Origin of the sequence: Synechococcus sp. JA-3-3Ab, assembly GCF_000013205.1 — a bacterium.
In the GTDB taxonomy this organism is placed as follows: Bacteria; Cyanobacteriota; Cyanobacteriia; order Thermostichales; family Thermostichaceae; genus Thermostichus.
In genome coordinates this window covers 1,269,969-1,287,400 of sequence record NC_007775.1, presented here as the reverse complement: position 1 = coordinate 1,287,400, position 17,432 = coordinate 1,269,969, and the positions used below count along the sequence as shown (strand labels likewise).

The 17,432-nt window shown below is 61.6% G+C and carries 18 protein-coding genes; 7 read left to right on the top strand and 11 right to left on the bottom strand.

Going from position 1 to position 17,432, the window contains the following annotated elements; all coding sequences use genetic code 11:
* Positions 1-21: 21 nt before the first annotated feature.
* From efp to CYA_RS05970, 5 genes are all read left to right on the top strand, one after another.
* Complete coding sequence (gene efp / locus CYA_RS05990; protein ID WP_011430134.1) at positions 22-579, top strand: elongation factor P; 558 nt, start codon at positions 22-24, stop codon at positions 577-579.
* A 67-nt stretch (positions 580-646) separates the two neighbouring features.
* Positions 647-1,126, top strand: a complete 480-nt coding sequence (gene accB / locus CYA_RS05985) for an acetyl-CoA carboxylase biotin carboxyl carrier protein (RefSeq protein WP_011430133.1) — start codon at positions 647-649, stop codon at positions 1,124-1,126.
* Positions 1,127-1,226: 100 nt separating this feature from the next.
* On the top strand, positions 1,227-2,264 hold the full coding sequence (locus CYA_RS05980) for a DNA polymerase III subunit delta' (protein ID WP_228375473.1): 1,038 nt from the start codon (positions 1,227-1,229) through the stop codon (positions 2,262-2,264).
* Between the two features lie 24 nt (positions 2,265-2,288).
* A complete protein-coding gene (gene plsY, locus CYA_RS05975; RefSeq protein WP_011430131.1) occupies positions 2,289-2,900 on the top strand; it encodes a glycerol-3-phosphate 1-O-acyltransferase PlsY in 612 nt (203 codons plus the stop codon).
* Positions 2,901-2,929: 29 nt separating this feature from the next.
* Positions 2,930-3,289: a gamma-glutamylcyclotransferase family protein gene (locus tag CYA_RS05970; protein ID WP_041438264.1), complete on the top strand. Its 360-nt coding sequence runs from the start codon at positions 2,930-2,932 to the stop codon at positions 3,287-3,289.
* Here the strand turns inward: CYA_RS05970 and CYA_RS13735 are convergent.
* From CYA_RS13735 to CYA_RS05925, 11 genes are all read right to left on the bottom strand, one after another.
* On the bottom strand, positions 3,286-5,475 hold the full coding sequence (locus tag CYA_RS13735; protein WP_011430129.1) for a cation:proton antiporter: 2,190 nt from the start codon (positions 5,473-5,475) through the stop codon (positions 3,286-3,288). The two genes, CYA_RS05970 and CYA_RS13735, sit on opposite strands and share 4 nt — an antisense overlap.
* 233 nt (positions 5,476-5,708) lie before the next feature.
* Positions 5,709-6,071, bottom strand: coding sequence for a cell division topological specificity factor MinE (gene minE / locus CYA_RS05960; RefSeq protein WP_011430128.1), 363 nt, complete (start codon positions 6,069-6,071; stop codon positions 5,709-5,711).
* 90 nt (positions 6,072-6,161) lie between these two features.
* On the bottom strand, positions 6,162-6,968 hold the full coding sequence (gene minD, locus CYA_RS05955) for a septum site-determining protein MinD (protein ID WP_011430127.1): 807 nt from the start codon (positions 6,966-6,968) through the stop codon (positions 6,162-6,164).
* Positions 6,965-7,714, bottom strand: coding sequence for a septum site-determining protein MinC (gene minC, locus CYA_RS05950; protein WP_228375508.1), 750 nt, complete (start codon positions 7,712-7,714; stop codon positions 6,965-6,967). Before minC ends, minD begins: the two co-directional genes overlap by 4 nt.
* Before the next feature lie 152 nt (positions 7,715-7,866).
* Positions 7,867-8,373, bottom strand: a complete 507-nt coding sequence (locus CYA_RS05945) for a hypothetical protein (RefSeq protein ID WP_011430125.1) — start codon at positions 8,371-8,373, stop codon at positions 7,867-7,869.
* A gap of 104 nt (positions 8,374-8,477) precedes the next feature.
* Positions 8,478-9,686 carry a VLRF1 family aeRF1-type release factor gene (locus CYA_RS05940; protein WP_041438260.1) on the bottom strand — a complete coding sequence of 403 codons (1,209 nt, stop codon included), beginning with the start codon at positions 9,684-9,686 and terminating at the stop codon, positions 8,478-8,480.
* An 87-nt stretch (positions 9,687-9,773) separates the two neighbouring features.
* Entirely contained in the window at positions 9,774-10,460 is a 687-nt protein-coding gene (locus CYA_RS05935) for a transglutaminase-like domain-containing protein (RefSeq protein WP_228375472.1), read from the bottom strand.
* 45 nt (positions 10,461-10,505) lie between these two features.
* Positions 10,506-10,625 carry a transglutaminase N-terminal domain-containing protein gene (locus CYA_RS15310; RefSeq protein WP_228375471.1) on the bottom strand — a complete coding sequence of 40 codons (120 nt, stop codon included), beginning with the start codon at positions 10,623-10,625 and terminating at the stop codon, positions 10,506-10,508.
* A gap of 694 nt (positions 10,626-11,319) precedes the next feature.
* The gene (locus CYA_RS15040; protein ID WP_011430123.1) at positions 11,320-11,490 is read right to left on the bottom strand and encodes a hypothetical protein; all 171 of its coding nucleotides are present in this window, start codon (positions 11,488-11,490) and stop codon (positions 11,320-11,322) included.
* Positions 11,491-11,605: 115 nt separating this feature from the next.
* Complete coding sequence (gene pgl, locus CYA_RS05930) at positions 11,606-12,337, bottom strand: 6-phosphogluconolactonase (protein ID WP_011430122.1); 732 nt, start codon at positions 12,335-12,337, stop codon at positions 11,606-11,608.
* A 74-nt stretch (positions 12,338-12,411) separates the two neighbouring features.
* On the bottom strand, positions 12,412-13,419 hold the full coding sequence (locus CYA_RS05925) for a phosphoribulokinase (protein ID WP_011430121.1): 1,008 nt from the start codon (positions 13,417-13,419) through the stop codon (positions 12,412-12,414).
* Positions 13,420-13,736: 317 nt separating this feature from the next.
* On the opposite strand from CYA_RS05925, the gene CYA_RS05920 reads away from it, so the two are divergent.
* Both CYA_RS05920 and leuS read left to right on the top strand, forming a co-directional pair.
* The gene (locus tag CYA_RS05920) at positions 13,737-14,627 is read left to right on the top strand and encodes a ferredoxin--NADP(+) reductase (protein WP_011430120.1); all 891 of its coding nucleotides are present in this window, start codon (positions 13,737-13,739) and stop codon (positions 14,625-14,627) included.
* Positions 14,628-14,755: 128 nt separating this feature from the next.
* Entirely contained in the window at positions 14,756-17,377 is a 2,622-nt protein-coding gene (gene leuS / locus CYA_RS05915) for a leucine--tRNA ligase (protein ID WP_011430119.1), read from the top strand.
* The last annotated feature ends 55 nt before the right edge of the window (positions 17,378-17,432 follow it).

Genomic DNA, 17,432 nt, shown 5'->3' with positions numbered 1-17,432 from the left:
GCAACGGATCCCTGTGCTGACATGATCTCAAGCAACGACTTGCGCCCCGGCGTCTCTGTGGAAATTGATGGCGCTCCCTACAAGGTGATCGAGTTTCTGCATGTGAAACCCGGCAAGGGCGCGGCCTTTGTGCGCACCAAGCTCAAAAATATGCAGACCGGCAACGTTGTGGAGAAAACCTTCCGCGCCGGCGAGATGCTGCCCGCCGCCACTATTGAAAAAGTGAATATGCAGTATCTCTATTCAGAAGGGGACAATTTCGTGTTCATGGACATGGAGACCTACGAACAGGCTCCCCTCAGCGCTGCCCAAATCGGCTCTGCCGTGAAATACCTGAAAGAGAACATGGAGGTGGCCATCCTGCGCTGGAAGGGGCAGGTGATCGATGTGGAGCTGCCCAACACCGTTGTCTTGGAAGTGGTGGAAACCGACCCCGGCGTGAGAGGAGATACGGCAACAGGGGGAACCAAGCCCGCCAAGCTGGAGACCGGCGCTGAGATCCAGGTGCCTCTGTTTATTAAGGTGGGAGAACGGGTGCGTGTCGATACTCGCACCGACACCTATATAGGCCGCGAGTGATGGCTCCCCCTCTTCTTGCCGCTGGGCTGCCGTTGTGGACAGGTGATGCATCAGGAGTAATCTTCCCTTGGATGTTGTCAATTGGCAGGAAGTTCGCCTTCTGCTGGCCGCTCTGCAGGAGAGCGACGTTACCGAGCTAATCCTGGAGTACAAGGATTTCCGCCTCACCCTGCGCAAAGGGATCCCGGCTGGCCTTGCTGCTGCTGCCGCTGCTCCGCCCGCTGCCCCGCCGCCAGAACCCCCCCCTGCTTCCCCTGCAGAAGCTCCCCCTCCTGAGAGCGCTCCTAAGCCTGCCCCCAGCCACTGGGTGGAGGTGACGGCGCCGATGGTGGGCACCTTCTACAGCGCTCCTGCCCCTGGAGAAACGGATTTTGTGCAGGTTGGCCAACGGGTGAACAAGGGCCAAACTCTCTGCATTATCGAAGCCATGAAGCTGATGAACGAGATAGAAGCTGAAACGGCGGGCGTGGTGAGGGAGATTTTGGTGAGCAACGGCCAGCCGGTGGAATTTGGCCAAGTTTTAATGCGACTGGATCCCACCGGCTAACAACAAGGCTGGGGCAGAGATAGGGAGGGATCCCTTGGTGGAGGAGGGGCTGTGGCAATTTCTCTTGCCGACCTTTGCCTGCGACTAGGCAACTTTGCCGATGCTTCAGCCCAGAGCTGCCGAGATGGTTGAGGGAGTCACGGTTCTGCCCCCCCAGCACATCGTCGGGCAGGAGCTGGCGGCGCGGCTGCTCGTGGCGGCCTTGGAAAAGGGGCGGGTGACCTCAAGCTACTGTTTCTTGGGACCAGAAGGGGTGGGACGGAGCCTGATGGCCCGCTGGTTTGCCCAGGCCCTCTTCTGCGAGGCCAGCTCAGGGATCCCTTGCGGCCAGTGCTCCAACTGCCGTTGGCTCCTCGCAGGCACCCATCCCGATCTCCACTGGGTCAGCCCCACCTATGTCCACCAGGGCCGCCTGATAGCAGCAGACGCCCCGGAGGCACAAGCTCTGCAGCGGCGCTCCCCGCCGCAAATTCGCCTGGAACAGGTGCAGGAAGTGGTTCGCTTCTGTGCCCGTAGGCCAATGCACGCCCGCCGCTCGCTAGTTGTACTGGAGGGAGCGGAAACCCTGACAGAAAGTGCGGCCAATGCCCTGCTGAAAACCCTGGAGGAGCCTGAGCCGGCCCACATCGTTCTTATCGCCTCCCACCACTCGCCTACCCCCCCTCCCCACCCTTTGCCACCGACGCTGCTGTCCCGCTGCCAGATGGTGCCGTTTCGCCGCCTCAGCTCGGCAGAGATGGAGCAAGTGTTGACAGCTTTGGGCTGCCCGGAGCTGCCCGGGATCCCTCGCTCTGAGCTAATTGCCCTAGCCCAAGGCAGCCCTGGACGGGCGCTGGCCGCCCAGCAGCACCTGCAAAGCCTTCCGCCGTCACTGCTGCAGGACCTAAGACGCTGGCCCCACTCGCTGCGGCAGGCGCTGGAAGTGGCTAGGGCAGTGGCTGCTCTCGATTTGCCGGCGCAGCTGTGGCTGATTGACTATCTGCAGCAGCAGTTCTGGGCGCAGGGATCCCGCCAGGCCATCCGGCAACTGGAGCAGATTCGCCAACAGCTTTTGCAATTTGTGCAGCCGCGCCTTGCTTGGGAGGTCAACCTGGCCGGATTCGACAGCAGTGGCAACCCAAGCCCTGTGGCAAAGTGAGGAGAGAGCGTTCAAGACGTGTCTATGCCTGCATGGCTTTCCGCCCTCCTTGCCGCCCTTGGAGGCTACCTGCTGGGATCCATCCCCACCGGCTACTGGGTGGGCCGTTGCTGGGGTGGGATCGACCTCCGCCAAGCGGGATCCGGCTCAACGGGGGCAACCAACGTGTTGCGGACAGTGGGCAAGGGGCCGGCGCTGCTGGTGTTGCTGGTGGACGCTGCCAAGGGAGCGGCAGCGGTGGCGCTGGGATCAGCTCTGGGCTCGCCGTGGTGGGTGGTCGTGGCGGCCCTGGGGGCGGTGATCGGCCATAGCCGCTCCTGCTGGCTGGGCTTCAAGGGGGGCAAGTCGGTGGCCACCAGCCTGGGGATCCTGTTGGCCATGGCTTGGCCGGTAGCCCTGGCTACCTTCGGTGTCTGGCTGCTGGGGATCGCCCTCACCCGCATCGTCTCGTTTAGCTCCCTGCTGGCGGCGGTGGCGGCGCCGCTCTTGATGTGGGCTCTGGGCCAGCCTCTGCCGTATTTGCTGTTTGCCTTGGCAGGGGGGGTTTATGTCATTGCTGCCCATCGCCGCAACATCGAACGCCTGCTGGCCGGCTCGGAGCCGCGCATCGGCCAAAAATGGGCCCAATCCCCCTGATCCCGGTTGTCAAAGTTGCGTAGCTTTACATGGAACCCTCCACCGTGGTTTTTGTCTACGGATCCCTGCTGCGGGGCGGCCAGTACCACAGCCTGCTGCAAGGGGCAGAGTTTTTGGGCCCAGACAGCCTCAACCACATCGACCTCTACGATCTCGGCCCCTACCCGATGGCCGTTCCTGGCCGCAACCGGCTCTACGGCGAGCGCTACCGCATTCCCTTGGGCCTGTTGCCCCGCCTAGATGAGCTGGAAGACCACCCGCGGCTATACGAACGGCAGTGGGTGCAACTGGAGAGCGGCACCTTTGCCTGGGTTTATCTGGGTCGGCCTGAGCAGGTGCAGGGGTGTCCCCTCATTCCTAGTGGCCGCTGGCTGCCCTGGGACCCCTAGAGATCGAAGTGGAGCTTGACGCCCTCAACATACTGGGGCAGTAGCTCGGCTGAGGGTGGATCCCATTCTGGGGGATCCAACTCTCTGGCAGAGGGAGCAACGGCCTCTACGGGGCTGGACGTGCGCTCCAGGTAGTAGATGCAATCTCCGCGTCGCCAGATGCCCGGCTCCGGCAGGTAGAACAGCCGACCGACCTGGGACGACTTGCCCTTCTCCCCAAACCAGCCTCCCAGACGCTGCGGACGCACCAGCAACAAAGGCAGGCAGAGATCGGCTTTGATGCGGTAGGCGAACTGATCCCGCAGCCGCTCCAACGTGGGATCCTCTAGCCCCATCTGGGCCGAAAAAGGGTTGAGCAGCGCTGAGCGCGCTGCCGCGATCGACTCCTGAGCCGAGGCCGCGGCGGATTGGGGGGGCTTCAGGCCCAGGTCCGCCAGGGTGGGCAGGGTGATCGAGCGCAGCTCGGCCCGATTGGCCTCCAGGTAGCTGGCCCAGCGCTGCAGTTGGGAAAAAGGGATCGGCAGGGTGCGGATCCCTTCCGAGATGGGCATCTCCGGCAGCAACACCGTCCAGATGGCGGCAGAAACCGAAAGCTTCACCATCAGCTCGGCAATGGCCCAGTTCACCTGCGGATCCAAAGTCAGGATCAACAGAGTTTCCGCATGGTCGATATCGGCCTTCAAGAAGGCTGACTCGCTCAGCACGGCTTCCTGCAAAGATCCGGGCAGCACCTGGCCAGGTTCCTCTGAGGACTCCGTCCCGCTGACGCGAACCGGCAGGGCTTTGGAGCTGCCATTGCCGCTGGCGGGGTGGGTCCCTGAGGTATGGCCGGCTTTGTGGCCGTTGAGCTCGGCGGGAAGATTGGCGGTGCGCTCGCGCAGACGGGATCCCGACGGCAGCGGCAGCACCTCCACCGCCTGGTTGAGGGAGCGCAGCAACTGGGCCAACTGGCCGACCAGCGGATGGTTGCCGATGATCACCGTAGAACTCCCCTGATCCAAGCCCAGCCAGCGGGCCACCCAGGCAGCGGTCAGCCCCTGCACCGTCACCGTGACCGAGATGGTCAAAAACACCAGCGCCTTGAGGGCATCCCCCCCGGTAATGCCCCGCTCGGTGAGCAAAATGGCAAACAAAGAAGCCACCGAGGCCGCCACGATGCCGCGGGGGGCCAGCCAGGCCACAAACAGCTTCTGCCGCCAATTCAGGTCGCTGCGCCAGGTACACAGCCACACGCTCAAAGGACGCACCACCAGCATCAGGCAGAGCACCGTGGCCAAGGCTCCCCACCCCAGCGCAAATACCGCCTTGAGCGAGAGGGTGGAAGTCAGCAGAATAAACAACACCGAGATGGCCATCACCACCAACTGGCCGTGAAACTGGCGCACGCTCCGCTCGGCAATGGCCGCCTTCTGCCGCACCACCAACCCGGCCATCACCACCGCCATTAGACCCGCCTCGGAGCGCAGCGACTGGGCCAGGGCAAACACCCCCAGCGCCCCCGCCAGCACCACCGAGTTGCGCAGCTCCTCCGTCAAAAACTGCCGCGACCAGAGCAGGAAGGATCCCATCAGCCAGCCCCCCAGCGCCCCCACCGCCGACCCAATGGCCAAGCGGCTAGATAGCTGCTCTAGGGCCAGCAAGAAACTGGGGTGGCCGGAGAGCACCACCTGCAGCACCACCACCGCCAAGATGGCCCCCACGGGGTCGATGAGCACCCCTTCCCCCTCCAGCAGGGTGCTGACGGCGGGATCGACCCGCACCCGCTTCAGGATGGGGTTAATCACCGTCGGCCCCGTCACCACCACCAGGGATCCAAACAAAAAGGCCAGGGGCCAGGGAAACTCCCCCAAATAGTGGGCCGCCAGCGCTCCCCCTCCCAAGGTCAAAAGGGATCCCAGCAACACCAGATTGCGCAAGCTGTCGGAGACCTGGTTAAGGCGTTGCAGCCGCAGGTTCAGCCCCCCCTCAAACAGGATCAGAGCCACCGCCAACGACACCAGCGCCTCCAGGCCAGATCCCATGATTTGGGGACGAACCCAGCCCAGGCCATCTGGCCCCAGCAGCACCCCAAACAGGAGCAGGAAAACAATGCTGGGCACTTTAACAAAATTGGCCAGGACTTGAGCCGCGATCCCGGCCACCAAGGCCAGCGTAAACAGGATCGTCAGCTCAAAGGAGTTTTCCATGCCGAGGCTCAACCTCCCTTAGCGCGAACTCCGTCCCGGCGACTTTGTCCTGGTCAGCATTGGGGCCACAGACGGTTTACCATGAGCAGGCTGCAAACAGCTACAAGGCACCCCCGGCCGGGACAGACACAAGTGGGAGCAAAGAGAAGGCATCTTGGCGAACGGACGCAGCCTAGGCGGATGTAACACTCTATGTAACACCTTGAATTACTGCTCCCTGAGTCTAGGGTAGCTCAGGGAGAAGGCGAGCTCAAATGGCCGCCCTCGGATGGGGCCGCTCCGGGATCCTGTTGTGGGTTCTCCCCTTCACAGGAATTGAGGCGGGCCTCCGCCAGGGGCTTGACACGGCGAATGGGGAGGTTGGCGATCAGGGCCGTCGTCCCCCCTTCTGCCGCCAAGTGAAACTGCATCCCCTCCGAATCCAGCTCCACATAGCGAGATACTACCCCTAAAATCTCCAGGCGCATCGCTTCCAAGGCTGCCGGGGTGAGGTCGGCGCGGTCGTGGGCCAAGATCAGTTTCAGGCGCTGCTTGGCTTGCTCGCGGCTGTTGCCGGAGTGGCGGGAAAAAAGCTGATCCAAGAAATCGAGAAGCATGGGCTTTATTGAAGGTGCATAGCAGGGAAAGCAAAGACTCCAGGCAAAGAGGATGATCCCGTTGAGATGGAGCTCAAGAGCCGTTGAGATTCAGAGCACCTTTTGGCTGAAAAACCGCTTGGCCTTTTCCCAGAAAGACTCGCCCAAGCTGGCCAACTTGGGAAATTCCACCGTCTCCCCTTCCAGCCGTCGGGCAATGCGCTGGATGGCCTGGGCAGCCTGAGTCGGGTTGGCCGAGAGGACTAGGGGCTCCCCTTTGTTGGTGGAGACGATCACCTCCCGGTCTTCTGGAATGATACCCACCAAGGGGATGGCCAGCACCTCCACCACATCTTCCACTGCCATCATCTGGCCAGCGGTTACCATATCGGGGCGCAGGCGGTTGACGATTAGCTGGATAGAGGAAATCCCTGCCGCTTCCAACAAGCCCACCACCCGGTCTGCATCCCGCACCGCTGCTACTTCGGGCGTAGTTACTAGCAGGGCTGCCGTTGCCCCCGCAATGGCATTGCGAAACCCTTGTTCAATTCCCGCCGGGCAGTCGATCAACACGTAGTCATGGCTGCTGGCAAGCTTTTCCATCAACTGCCGCATCTGATCCGGGCTGACTGCCGTTTTGTTGCGGGTTTGGGCCGCCGGCAGCAACGCCAAATTGGGGGTGCGCTTGTCCTTCACCAATGCTTGTTCAAGGCGGCATTCCCCCGCAATCACCTCCAAAGCCGTGTACACCACCCGATTCTCTAGCCCCAGCAACAAGTCCAGGTTGCGCAGGCCAAAGTCGGCATCCACCACCACCACCGAGCGACCCAAGCGCGCCAAGGCAGTGCCCAAATTGGCCGTTAGGGTGGTTTTCCCCACTCCCCCCTTCCCAGAGGTGACGACGATAACTCGGCTCATACCCCCCTCCGCAGAAAATCCTGAAGGCTGGCAATGCAGATGACACCCTCCTGCAAGTAAACCACCTCTGGCGTGTTGGGAGGGGATCCGCCCTCGGGTGGACGGGCCACCTGATCGGCAATGCGCAACTGAGTTGGCTCCAACTGTAAGGCCAAGATCACCGCGCCTCTATCCCCCTCAGCACCAGCATGCACCAGCCCTCGCAGCCGTCCCCAGACCCAAATGTCGCCGCCGGCAATGATCTCGCCGCCGGGGTTGAGATCCCCCAGCAGAAAAACCGAGCCACGGTGGCGCACCGACATCCCCGACCGCACCGTGGACCGCAGGTAGAGGGGAGTAGTATCCGGGGAGACGGGGGGAATCGCCTCCAAGGGGGAAGATTGTTCCACAGAATAGCCTAGGGTCGCCGCCGCGATCGCCGTCCCTCGGGATCCGGTTTGGACGCGCCACAAGGACAACCGATGCCGCGACAACAAGACGGCCAGAGTTTGTAGGGTGGGCAAGTCCAGCTCTCGCTCTTGGCACCACAGGGTCAGGGGGGCCACTCCTGCCCAGTAGGGTTTGCGGCTGCGCAATTGCCACACCAAATCGTCCCAGACTTCTTCCCAAGCCAGGGTGGCGGGCAAATGCAGATGGATCCCTTGGGCATCGAATCGAAAATAAACACCCCTTTCGGATCCCCGCGGATTAGAGGATGAGGTCGGCGAGACTGCAGAAATTTCCGGGTTCCATGCCGGGGATCCCATCATGGCTGCCCAACGATTTGCCTCAATACAAAGCCTTATCCTATTCCATTCACCCAACGTCGGGAATGCGCTGCAGTCTATGTTGAGCTATCGGGGCCTTCTACACTGCTACCCTCGGGGCAAAAGGTTGAGAGCAGTGAGCTGCAGTCCAATCAGTCAAAATAGAAGAGCGTAACCACCTTGTGTTGCTCCTCAGCGTGCCTGCAGGCCTCCAAAAGCGTGACGCTGTCGTGGAAAACAAAGCAGATCAACTGCTGGCACTTGCTGACGATCTCTAGGTTGCACAGGCGGCTGGCCTCCGCCAGGGGCAGGTGGTCATTTTCGGGGTGCTCCACCAGATGCAGCACCTGCTCCAGGCTGGCCCGCGACTCTGCCGGCTGTCGCTCCAGGCTTTGGGGCAGGATCACCGTCAGGGATTTCATGTCCGCCCGCATGGCTCCGCGAATCACAGCCAGGTTGGTGCCAATGGCCCCGGAAGTGAGAATGCGGTTGCCGGTAAGGGCCAAAGCGTAGCTGAGGGTTTCGATGAGGTACTGGTGGGTGATGGGCACATGGCGACTGCCCAGAATGGCTATCCGCTTTGGCCCCACTTGCTGAATGGCGGCCAGCTCTTGCAAGAACGTATCGACGCTGGTGGGGAGGTCAATGGATTGGGTCAAGGGGATCCCTCAGAAAACTTTTCAGAGGTGGGCTAGGCTATGTTAGCCTACACTGCGGCTTCAGGATCCAGCCAGAGAGCTGCTCGACCCGGTTGGAGCGGCCTCTACCAGCGCAACAGCGCGGCTGCTCCTTGAAACTCGTGGAGCAAGCGGTCTTCGGCCTCGCCGCGGACAAACTCCAGCCTAGCGCCGAAATCGCGGGCCAGCACCCAGACCTGATCCCGCAGCGCCACCGGTTGCGGCTCTGGGCAGAGGAGCTGGGCCATCTCTGGGGTTCCTCCCACCGAGCCGTCTGGGCAGCGCCAGATGGTGGCCTCTAGCCTCCAGGGCAGGACAAGGATTTCCACTCGACCTAGTTGTAGGGCGTCCAGCACCGCATCTAAGCCCCAAGCGCCGGGCTGCTCTCGAATCCGCTCCAACAAAGCCAGCTCTCCTCGGCGCTCAGCGGCCTCCAGGACGGGTACCACTCGGTCGAGGATGTCTTGCGGCGTCGGTGTGTGAAGGTTGGCGGGGTGCCCCACCCGCGCGACGATGCGGTTGCGTAGGCCGCGGTTGAGATAGCCCTCGAAGTGGGACACCTGCCAGGCTTCGCCCATGAGCACCAGCCGCTCAATGCCCAGGCGATCCACTGCCTTATCCAGGGCGGAAGCCAGGCGCAGGTAGAGCTTGTGCATCCAGAGGCTGACCTTGGCCGCCTCCCGCTCCTTGGGGGAAAGCTTGTCGAAGGTGCCACCGCTGCGGGCGCGACGTTCGGCAACGGCATTTTCAATGCGGCCGGCCAGCTCCTGCAGTTCCTGCCATTCCTCGGCGCTGATGTTGGCAAAGATTTCCGTGTCCTCTCGCAGTTCCCCCAAGAAGAGCTCGTAGAAGCGCCACCTGTTACCAGACAGGTGCAACACCCCACCCCGCTCGTATTCATCAAAGGCAAAGAAAAGGGGCGTGAGGTAAGGTTCCCCCCAGCGGGCCTCCACCCGCCCATGGGCCAGATCCACCACCGGCAGCTCCACCTGCAGGTCGATTCGGCGCAGCACTGGCTTGCCGGCGGGATTGCGGCTGGCAAAAAGAACCAGGGTGCGGGCCGAAGGGCGCTCCTGCTCCACTAGAGCAAGGACTTGCTCGCAGAGGGAGTTATCAGGCTTGCTCTCCCCACTCTCCAGCAGCTCCTTGAGGGTATTCTTGATGCGTCTCACCCAGGCGCGGCCAGCATTTTCGGGACGGGCAGGGTTGATGTCGGCGTATAGCGAGAGCACCGGCGTGCTGCTGTCGCCAAAGGCAGCTTGCAGATCCTGGATCAGGGTGTTGAGTTCGTCCATGGTTTTCAAGAGAGGGCTCGGTTAGAACTAGAAGCTAGCAGAATATCACGGCAGGAGAGACGCTGACAGGGTTCTCAAAGGATCCCGCTAGGATATGGGGCTCAGTTGGGCTTGGCTCTGCAGGGCGGATTCCGCCTCGATGTGAATGGTGTAGTCCATCTTGCTGTGAACGCCTCTGCCCAGCCAGTGGCCGTAGATGGGGCCGGCATCTTTGGGGTAGGCACTGGCCGCCAAAGCCACATGGCCATCGGCCACGGCCAGCCCTTGGGTGGGATCGAACCCCCGCCAACCGGCCCCCGGCAGATACACCTCTGCCCAGGCGTGCAGGTGGCGGCGGACAGGCTCTGCGGGCTCTTTGCCGGTTGTGCCCTGGAGTTCCAGGTTCTCTTGCAACGGCGGGCCGACCTGGTAGCTGCTGACAAATCCTGCCGCCAGACCTACTGCCCGACAGGCCTCCATCAACACCAGCGTCAGGTCACGGCAGGAGCCGGTTTTGCGCTGCCAGGTCAAGCCGGCGGGCGAGGGATCCCCCTTTTCCCGCAGGATGTGACGGCACTCGGAGTAGATGCGTTGGTTGAGCGCCGGCAAAAAAGCCGTCGTCTCCCCCTGCACCTGATCCCACAGCTCCCAGGCCAGGCTTTGGATGCCAGCATCCGCCTGCGCCGTCCGATAAGGCTGCAATTGAGCTGCCAGCGTGCTGGGATAGTCAATCGGAAGATGGGTAGCCCAATCGCAGAGCAGATAGTCAAAGGGATTCTCCCGCAGGGTGAGCACCGTGGCCTGAGTTTGGACGCGCAGATGTTCGGTGGGATCCCCAAACTAGAGCTGAACCGCCGCGTTGCCATCCAGATCCACCAGCTCCGATTGGCCTGCCGGCGGCGGATCCACCCGCAGCTCAAAGGCCAAGAGGGTTTGGATCCCGTTGCAACGGGGCCGCAACCGCTTTGAACTTGCACAGGCTTGCCCCAGGACGGTCAACAGACAGGTTTTGTCGCAAGTCTTAGTCGCTCGTCTGTGCTACAGTTACCCAAAATTGGCGATCAAATATAGGTGGGGCTTTGCCTTGGGCAAGTGTGCAGGGGCGCATTGACGGTGCCTTGGAGGTTTGCTTGTGGCCTGGGTGTCGGGTCAGCAGGACGGAGGTTTTAGCTTCTGGGGGTGCGGAGGTGGATAAGCCCCGACTTGTACCCCCCTACTGGGGGGCAGTCAGGGTCGGGATACAGCCACCCCCGCAAAAATATCGTAGAATCAGATTGGCTATACAAGACGGCATTGCCGGAATCTGGTATAGCCCCGCGCTAGAGCATTCCGCGGCTGCATGCCTAACGGCACGGCACAGCCGGACGCAGAAGGTTCTCGCAGTAGCTCCCCGTTCGCGTCAGCGGCGCGGAGCGCTTTAGGGTGAGAGACGAGAGTATGTCACTCGGTGAAGGCGTCACCCTACCTTCGAGGAGCGGCGGTTGGCAAGGGCGTCGTCCGAGCTGGGGAGGCAGCCAAAGCATCTGAGGGAGCCTGCCGGAAAGCTCTCCTGCTGGAACTCCTGTAGCCGTCCGCTGCTCAAGCGACCAGACTGCCACAGGAGGCTGGGCTAGGCTCTGGCCTGAGGATTTGGCGAAGCGGCGCAGCTTTCCTCTCACTCGAGCTGGACTTGCCCCTTCAGCAAAGCCAAGATCAGCCGATCAATTGCCTCCAGATCCAATTCGTCGTAAAGCCGCTCCTGGAGGAAATGGCAGATTTGGGATTCTTGGCGGCGGCTGAGGTAGGTGCTCTGGAGAACCGATTCGACAATGAGTCGAATGGACATGGGGCAGCGCTCCAAACTCAACTACCCCCATCAAATTCGAAGGGAAGGGATGCAGCGGTGATCCAGGTCAAATCGCCATCTTCAGCCAGCGCTTTTTCGGCAGCAATTGGCCGGACTAGCCGAGCAAGGCCACCGCGGGCAGGGGCAGTTCAGCCGCTGCCGCCGCATCCAGCAGCCATAGCAGCCGTCCTTGGGGGTTGAGGCGCTGGCAGGGCAGGTGGGCCTCCGTTGTCAGCGCCTCCTTGACGATCGCGGCTTTGCTGGCCCCCGTTACCAAAACCACCACCTGAGCCGCCCTGTTCAAGACAGGGTAGGTCAGAGTCAGGCGCGGCTCCTCCCTTTTTTGGCCCACCGTCACCCAGCGGTGTTGCACCTCCAGGGCGGCTGTACCGGGAAATAAGGAGGCCGTGTGGCCGTCTTCTCCCACTCCCAGCCAGATCAGATCAAAGGCAGGGCATTCGGTGCCGAAAATCTGCTGCAGGGTCGCCTCGTACTCCGCCGCATCCCGTAAGGGATCTCCTGAGTGGGTGGGCATGGGAAAGACTTGGGAGGCGGGAACCCCGACCGTATCCAGCAGGATCCGCCGTACCATGCCGTAATTGCTCTCGGGGTGATCCGGGGGAACGTAGCGCTCGTCCCCCCAGAACAGCCAGGTTTGCTGCCAAGGGATCCCCGGCGCCTGGGTTAAAGCAGCATACAACTTCCGTGGCGTGTTTCCCCCTGCCAAGGCCACCGTAAAGCGGCCCCGTTGACGGATGGCCGCCGCGGCCTGCTCTTGCCAGATCTCGACCGCCCGCCGGAAAAAGGCTGTTCCCTCCGGCCAGATTTCCAACTGGAACCCTTGCATGGATCGCCACCTATCGCCGCTTGCCCAACTGCCCGAGCCAGGTCAAGGGATCCCCTTCACGCAGAGGCCAAACCTTAGGAAGCAACCGCCAGCTCTTTGGCTTCCGCCTGAATCTTCTCGTAGAGGGCCCGCAGCTTCAGGCCCACGATTACCTGGATGAGTCCAGAGCCATTGCGGGATCCAGGATATTCCGGGTGCTTGCGCAGCAGCTCCGTCAGCTCGCCGTAGTAACGGGTCGACAGGTTGCTCAGGTGGTTCTCGATGTAGATAACCTCTTCCAGCTTGTCGAAGGTGCCGTCAATTTCCAACACCGAAACCGGCTGGTCGAAGTAGGTGGAAGGGCCGTAGTGCAGGCGAATGCCTGGGTAGGAGCAGGTCAGCTTTTTGCCACAAGGGATCCAGTCGATGGTGGAGCCTTCGTCGAAGAGGTAAACATGGTCGAAATACCTCACCCCCTCCCGCTGGATCATACGCACCCGCAGCACCTTGTGCTCCGGATCCAGCTCCGGCAGCAGCTTGGTGGGCAGCACCTCGATGACTACATCGGCATAGCGCTTCTGCACATCGACGTAGGCCTCGAAATCGGGGCGGCGGGCCTCAATGGAGCGCAACACATCTTCATAGGTGTGGCCCCGCTCGGCCATGTCCCGCTTCACCTTCCAGGCAATCTTGATCTCCGGCGCCAGATCCAGATAGACCTTGAAGTCCAGCAGCTCCCGCACCCGCTCGTCGTACATGGGGTGAAGGCCCTCCAAGACGATGATGGGGCTGGGATCCACCCGCTCCGGCGGGTCAATGAGCCCTGTCTCGTGGTTGTAGATGGGCTTCATCACGCTCTGGCCATTTTTGAGCGCCTTGGCCTGCTCGTACATGAGGTCGAAGTTGTTGGCGCGGGGATCCAGCGCCGTAATGCCCTTCTCTTTGCGCTGGTAGCGATCCAAGGAGTGGTAGTCGTCCAGACAAATGGTGGTAATGAGATCCCGGCCAAACAAGTCCCCCAACCGCCGCAAGAACGTGGACTTGCCACAGCCAGAATCTCCGGCAACACCGATCATTACAATACGTTCAGGACTGCTTGCCATGGGAACTCCTTGGGGATGGGCAGGGCAAAACTGAGAGGAAGCCTCTAAAAAAGTTACTGTTCTTTATGGTCTTGCATATTACCACAAGACGCTCCCCCACAACCGAGCTTGAGGCCAGAGAGGCGGGCGGCGTCAAGGAACAATTTAACAAAAACTGCCTGTTTCCCGGCGACGACTGAGGAGAAGAGAAGTTTTCCGGGCGGGCTTTCTCAGGATCGGCCTGGGGTGTTCCCCTCCGGCAAGTTCCCTTCGGGCGGGCGGGCTGCTAAGGTGTTTGCTAGAGAGTTTTCTCCCATTGCCAGGAGCAGATCGCCGTTATGGTTGCCAGCGCCCAAAAGCGAGAAGTTGTTGTCAATCTGTACCGTCCCAACGCGCCCCTGATCGGCCAGTGTGTAGAGACCTACTCCCTTGTGGGGGAAGGGGCACCCGGCCTGACCAAGCACATTGTGCTCAGCCTGCCGGATCCCAACTACCGCTACCTGGAGGGCCAAAGCGTTGGCATTATTCCTCCTGGCGTAGATGACAAGGGCAAGCCCCACAAGCCCCGCCTCTACTCCATTGCCTCTACCCGCTATGGCGACGATGGCGAGGGGCGCACCGTTTCTCTGAGTGTGAAACGGGCCGAATACGTGGATAAGGAGACAGGCCAGCCGGGGGTAGGGGTCTGCTCCGGCTTCCTCACCGATCTCAAACCCGGCGACGAGGTGATGATCACCGGGCCCTCGGGGAAAACTTTTTTGCTGCCGGAAGATGAGAACGCCAACCTGATTTTGATTGCCACCGGCACCGGCATCGCCCCTTTTCGCGCCTTCATCAAGCACCTGTTTGAAGAGGATCCCAACTATCAGGGCAAGATCTGGCTGTTTTTTGGGGTGCCCACCACGTCCACCTTGCTCTACCACGGGGATCTAGAGGCCTGGAAAGCCCAGTATGGGGATCGCTTCCGCGTCGATTACGCCATCAGCCGCGAACAGCAAACCCCCGACGGCAAAAAGATGTACGTGCAAAACCGCATGGCCGAGTACGGCCCCGAGCTGTGGGAGATGCTGCAGCAGCCCAACACCTACACTTACATCTGCGGCCTCAAGGGAATGGAGGACGGCATCAACAGCGTCATGGCCCCCCTTGCCGAGCAAGCCGGTCAAGACTGGAGCAAGTTCCAGAAGGAGCTGAAGAAGGCCAACAGGTGGCACGAGGAAACCTACTGAGGGGATCCCTTTGGGTTAACTGGTTTCCGGTGGATCCCGTCGGTGCCGGGGATCCGCAAAACATGCCAAAATGCTCGTATCTTAGCCCACCTGAAGCCGAGAGCTGTTCTCCCCAGGAGCCCTAGACTGTGGACGCGCGCTACAATCCTCCGGCCATCGAAAGCAAGTGGCAGGCCCACTGGCGTGAACTCGGGTTGGATCGCACGCCGGAGCTGACGGCGGAAAGCCGCAAGTTTTATGCCCTGTCGATGTTCCCCTACCCCAGTGGCAGCCTGCACATGGGGCATGTGCGTAATTACACCATCACGGATGTGATTGCCCGCCACAAGCGGATGCAGGGGTACGCGGTGCTGCACCCCATGGGGTGGGATGCCTTTGGCTTGCCGGCAGAGAACGCCGCCATCGATCGGGGGATCCCGCCGGCCAAGTGGACTTACCAGAACATTGCCCAAATGCGGGATCAACTGCAGCGGCTGGGGCTTTCCTACGACTGGGAGCGGGAGATCACCACTTGCGCCCCCGACTACTACAAGTGGACGCAGTGGCTCTTCCTGCAGTTTTTCAAAGCGGGCCTGGCCTACCAGAAGGAGGCGCCGGTGAACTGGGATCCGGTGGACCAGACCGTCTTGGCCAACGAGCAGGTAGATGCGGAAGGGCGCTCCTGGAGATCGGGAGCTCTGGTGGAAAAGCGCCTCCTCAAGCAGTGGTTTCTCAAGATCACGGCCTATGCCGACCAACTGCTGGCTGACCTGGAGAAGCTCTCCGGCTGGCCGGAGCGGGTGCTCACCATGCAGGAGAACTGGATTGGCCAGTCGGTGGGGGCTAGGGTTGTCTTCAAAACCGAAACAGGGGAGGAGCTGCCGGTGTTCACCACCCGGCCTGACACCCTCTGGGGAGCCACCTTCATGGTGCTGGCGCCGGAGCATCCCTTGGTGGAGAAGCTCACCACCCCTGAGCAAGAGGTTGCCGTCAAGGCCTACCGGGCCGAGGCCGCTGCCCGCAGCGAGATCGAGCGCAGCGCCGAAGACCGCGAAAAAACGGGCGTCTGGACGGGATCCTACGCCATCAACCCCGTCAATCAAGAGCGGATCCCCATCTGGATTGCCGACTATGTGCTCATGGGCTACGGCACAGGAGCCATCATGGCCGTGCCCGCCCACGACCAGCGGGACTTTGAGTTTGCCCGCCAGTTCGGCCTGCCCATCAAGCTGGTGGTGCAGCCGCCCCAAGGGGGGGTGACGAGTGCTGAAGATCTGCAGGCGGCCTGGACGGGGGAGGGGGTGTTGATCAACTCCGGCCCCTTGAACGGAATCCCAGTGGGCAAGGGCCCAGGGCAAAGTGTAGAAAGGGCCATCGCCTGGCTAGAAGAGCAGGGGCTGGGAGAACGGCAGGTCAACTACCGCCTGCGGGATTGGCTCATCTCGCGACAGCGCTACTGGGGCTGCCCCATTCCCATCATCCACTGCCCCCACTGCGGCATTGTGCCGGTGCCGGAGGAGGATCTGCCGGTGCTGTTGCCCGAGGATGTGGAGCTGACGGGGCGAGGGGGATCCCCCTTGGCCCAGTTGGAGGACTGGGTAAAGGTGAAGTGCCCCGCCTGTGGTGCCGACGCCCGCCGCGAGACGGACACGATGGACACCTTTATCTGCTCCTCGTGGTATTTCCTGCGCTTTAGCGATCCCCGCAACGACCGCGAGATCTTCCGCAAGGATCTGGTCAACGCCTGGCTGCCGGTAGATCAGTACGTGGGCGGCATCGAGCACGCCATCTTGCACCTGCTTTACTCCCGTTTTTTCACCAAAGTGCTGCGGGATCTGGGGTTGTTGAATTTCGATGAGCCCTTCTCCCGCCTGCTAACCCAGGGGATGGTGCAGGCGCGCACCTACTACAACCCCAACAAGTCCGGCAAGGATCGCTGGATCCCTACTGCATTGGTCAAGGATCCCAACGACCCGCGGGATCCGGAAACCGGCGAGCCCCTGCAGGTTATCTACGCAACTATGTCCAAGTCCAAGGGCAACGGCGTGGATCCGGAAGAGGTGCTGGCCAACTACGGGGCAGACACAGCCCGCATGTTCATCCTCTTCAAGGCGCCGCCGGAAAAGGACTTGGAGTGGGACGATGCCGATGTGGAAGGGCAGTTTCGCTTTCTCAACCGCGTCTGGCGGCAGGTGTACGAGTTTGTTGTTCGCGGTAGCGGGACGGAGTCCTTGCAGGGCAAAGCCGCCGAGCTGCTGCAGGCCAAGGTTGAAGCAGGATCCCTGACCAAAGCGGAAAGGGATCTGCGCCGCGCCGTGCACACGGCCATCAAAGAAGTCAGCGAGGACTTGGAGGAGTACCAGTTCAACACTGCCATTGCTGGGCTGATGAAGCTGAGCAACGCCCTGGCTGAAGCCGAGATCCCGGACTCGCCAGTCTATGCGGAAGGGATCCGCACCTTGGTCTTGCTCCTAGCCCCCTTTGCCCCCCACATGGCTGAGGAGCTGTGGCAGGCCCTGGGCGGCACCGACTCAGTGCATCGCCAGGCTTGGCCTACCTATGACCCGGCGGCCCTAGTGGCCGATACGGTAACGATTGTGGTGCAGGTCAACGGCAAGCTGCGCGGCTCCTTTGAAGCCCCTGCCGATGTCACGCCCCAGGAGCAGGAGCGGTTGGCTCTGCAATCGGAGGCGGCGCAGAGGTATCTGCAAGGGATGACGCCGAAGAGGGTCATTGTGGTGCCGAAGAAGCTGGTTAACCTGGTTGTCTAACTGATACATTTACGCTGAACACTGCTGAACATCACTGTTCAACTATGCAGCGATA

What these genes read in the sequence shown, in the direction of transcription:
- efp (WP_011430134.1), top strand. Translation starts at nt 22, where the DNA reads ATGATCTCAAGCAACGACTTGCGCCCCGGCGTCTCTGTGGAAATTGAT.
- CYA_RS05980 (WP_228375473.1), top strand. Translation starts at nt 1,227, where the DNA reads ATGCTTCAGCCCAGAGCTGCCGAGATGGTTGAGGGAGTCACGGTTCTG.
- plsY (WP_011430131.1), top strand. Translation starts at nt 2,289, where the DNA reads ATGCCTGCATGGCTTTCCGCCCTCCTTGCCGCCCTTGGAGGCTACCTG.
- CYA_RS05970 (WP_041438264.1), top strand. Translation starts at nt 2,930, where the DNA reads ATGGAACCCTCCACCGTGGTTTTTGTCTACGGATCCCTGCTGCGGGGC.
- CYA_RS13735 (WP_011430129.1), bottom strand. Translation starts at nt 5,475, where the DNA reads ATGGAAAACTCCTTTGAGCTGACGATCCTGTTTACGCTGGCCTTGGTG.
- minE (WP_011430128.1), bottom strand. Translation starts at nt 6,071, where the DNA reads ATGCTTCTCGATTTCTTGGATCAGCTTTTTTCCCGCCACTCCGGCAAC.
- minD (WP_011430127.1), bottom strand. Translation starts at nt 6,968, where the DNA reads ATGAGCCGAGTTATCGTCGTCACCTCTGGGAAGGGGGGAGTGGGGAAA.
- minC (WP_228375508.1), bottom strand. Translation starts at nt 7,714, where the DNA reads ATGGGATCCCCGGCATGGAACCCGGAAATTTCTGCAGTCTCGCCGACC.
- CYA_RS05940 (WP_041438260.1), bottom strand. Translation starts at nt 9,686, where the DNA reads ATGGACGAACTCAACACCCTGATCCAGGATCTGCAAGCTGCCTTTGGC.
- CYA_RS15040 (WP_011430123.1), bottom strand. Translation starts at nt 11,490, where the DNA reads ATGTCCATTCGACTCATTGTCGAATCGGTTCTCCAGAGCACCTACCTC.
- pgl (WP_011430122.1), bottom strand. Translation starts at nt 12,337, where the DNA reads ATGCAAGGGTTCCAGTTGGAAATCTGGCCGGAGGGAACAGCCTTTTTC.
- CYA_RS05925 (WP_011430121.1), bottom strand. Translation starts at nt 13,419, where the DNA reads ATGGCAAGCAGTCCTGAACGTATTGTAATGATCGGTGTTGCCGGAGAT.
- CYA_RS05920 (WP_011430120.1), top strand. Translation starts at nt 13,737, where the DNA reads ATGGTTGCCAGCGCCCAAAAGCGAGAAGTTGTTGTCAATCTGTACCGT.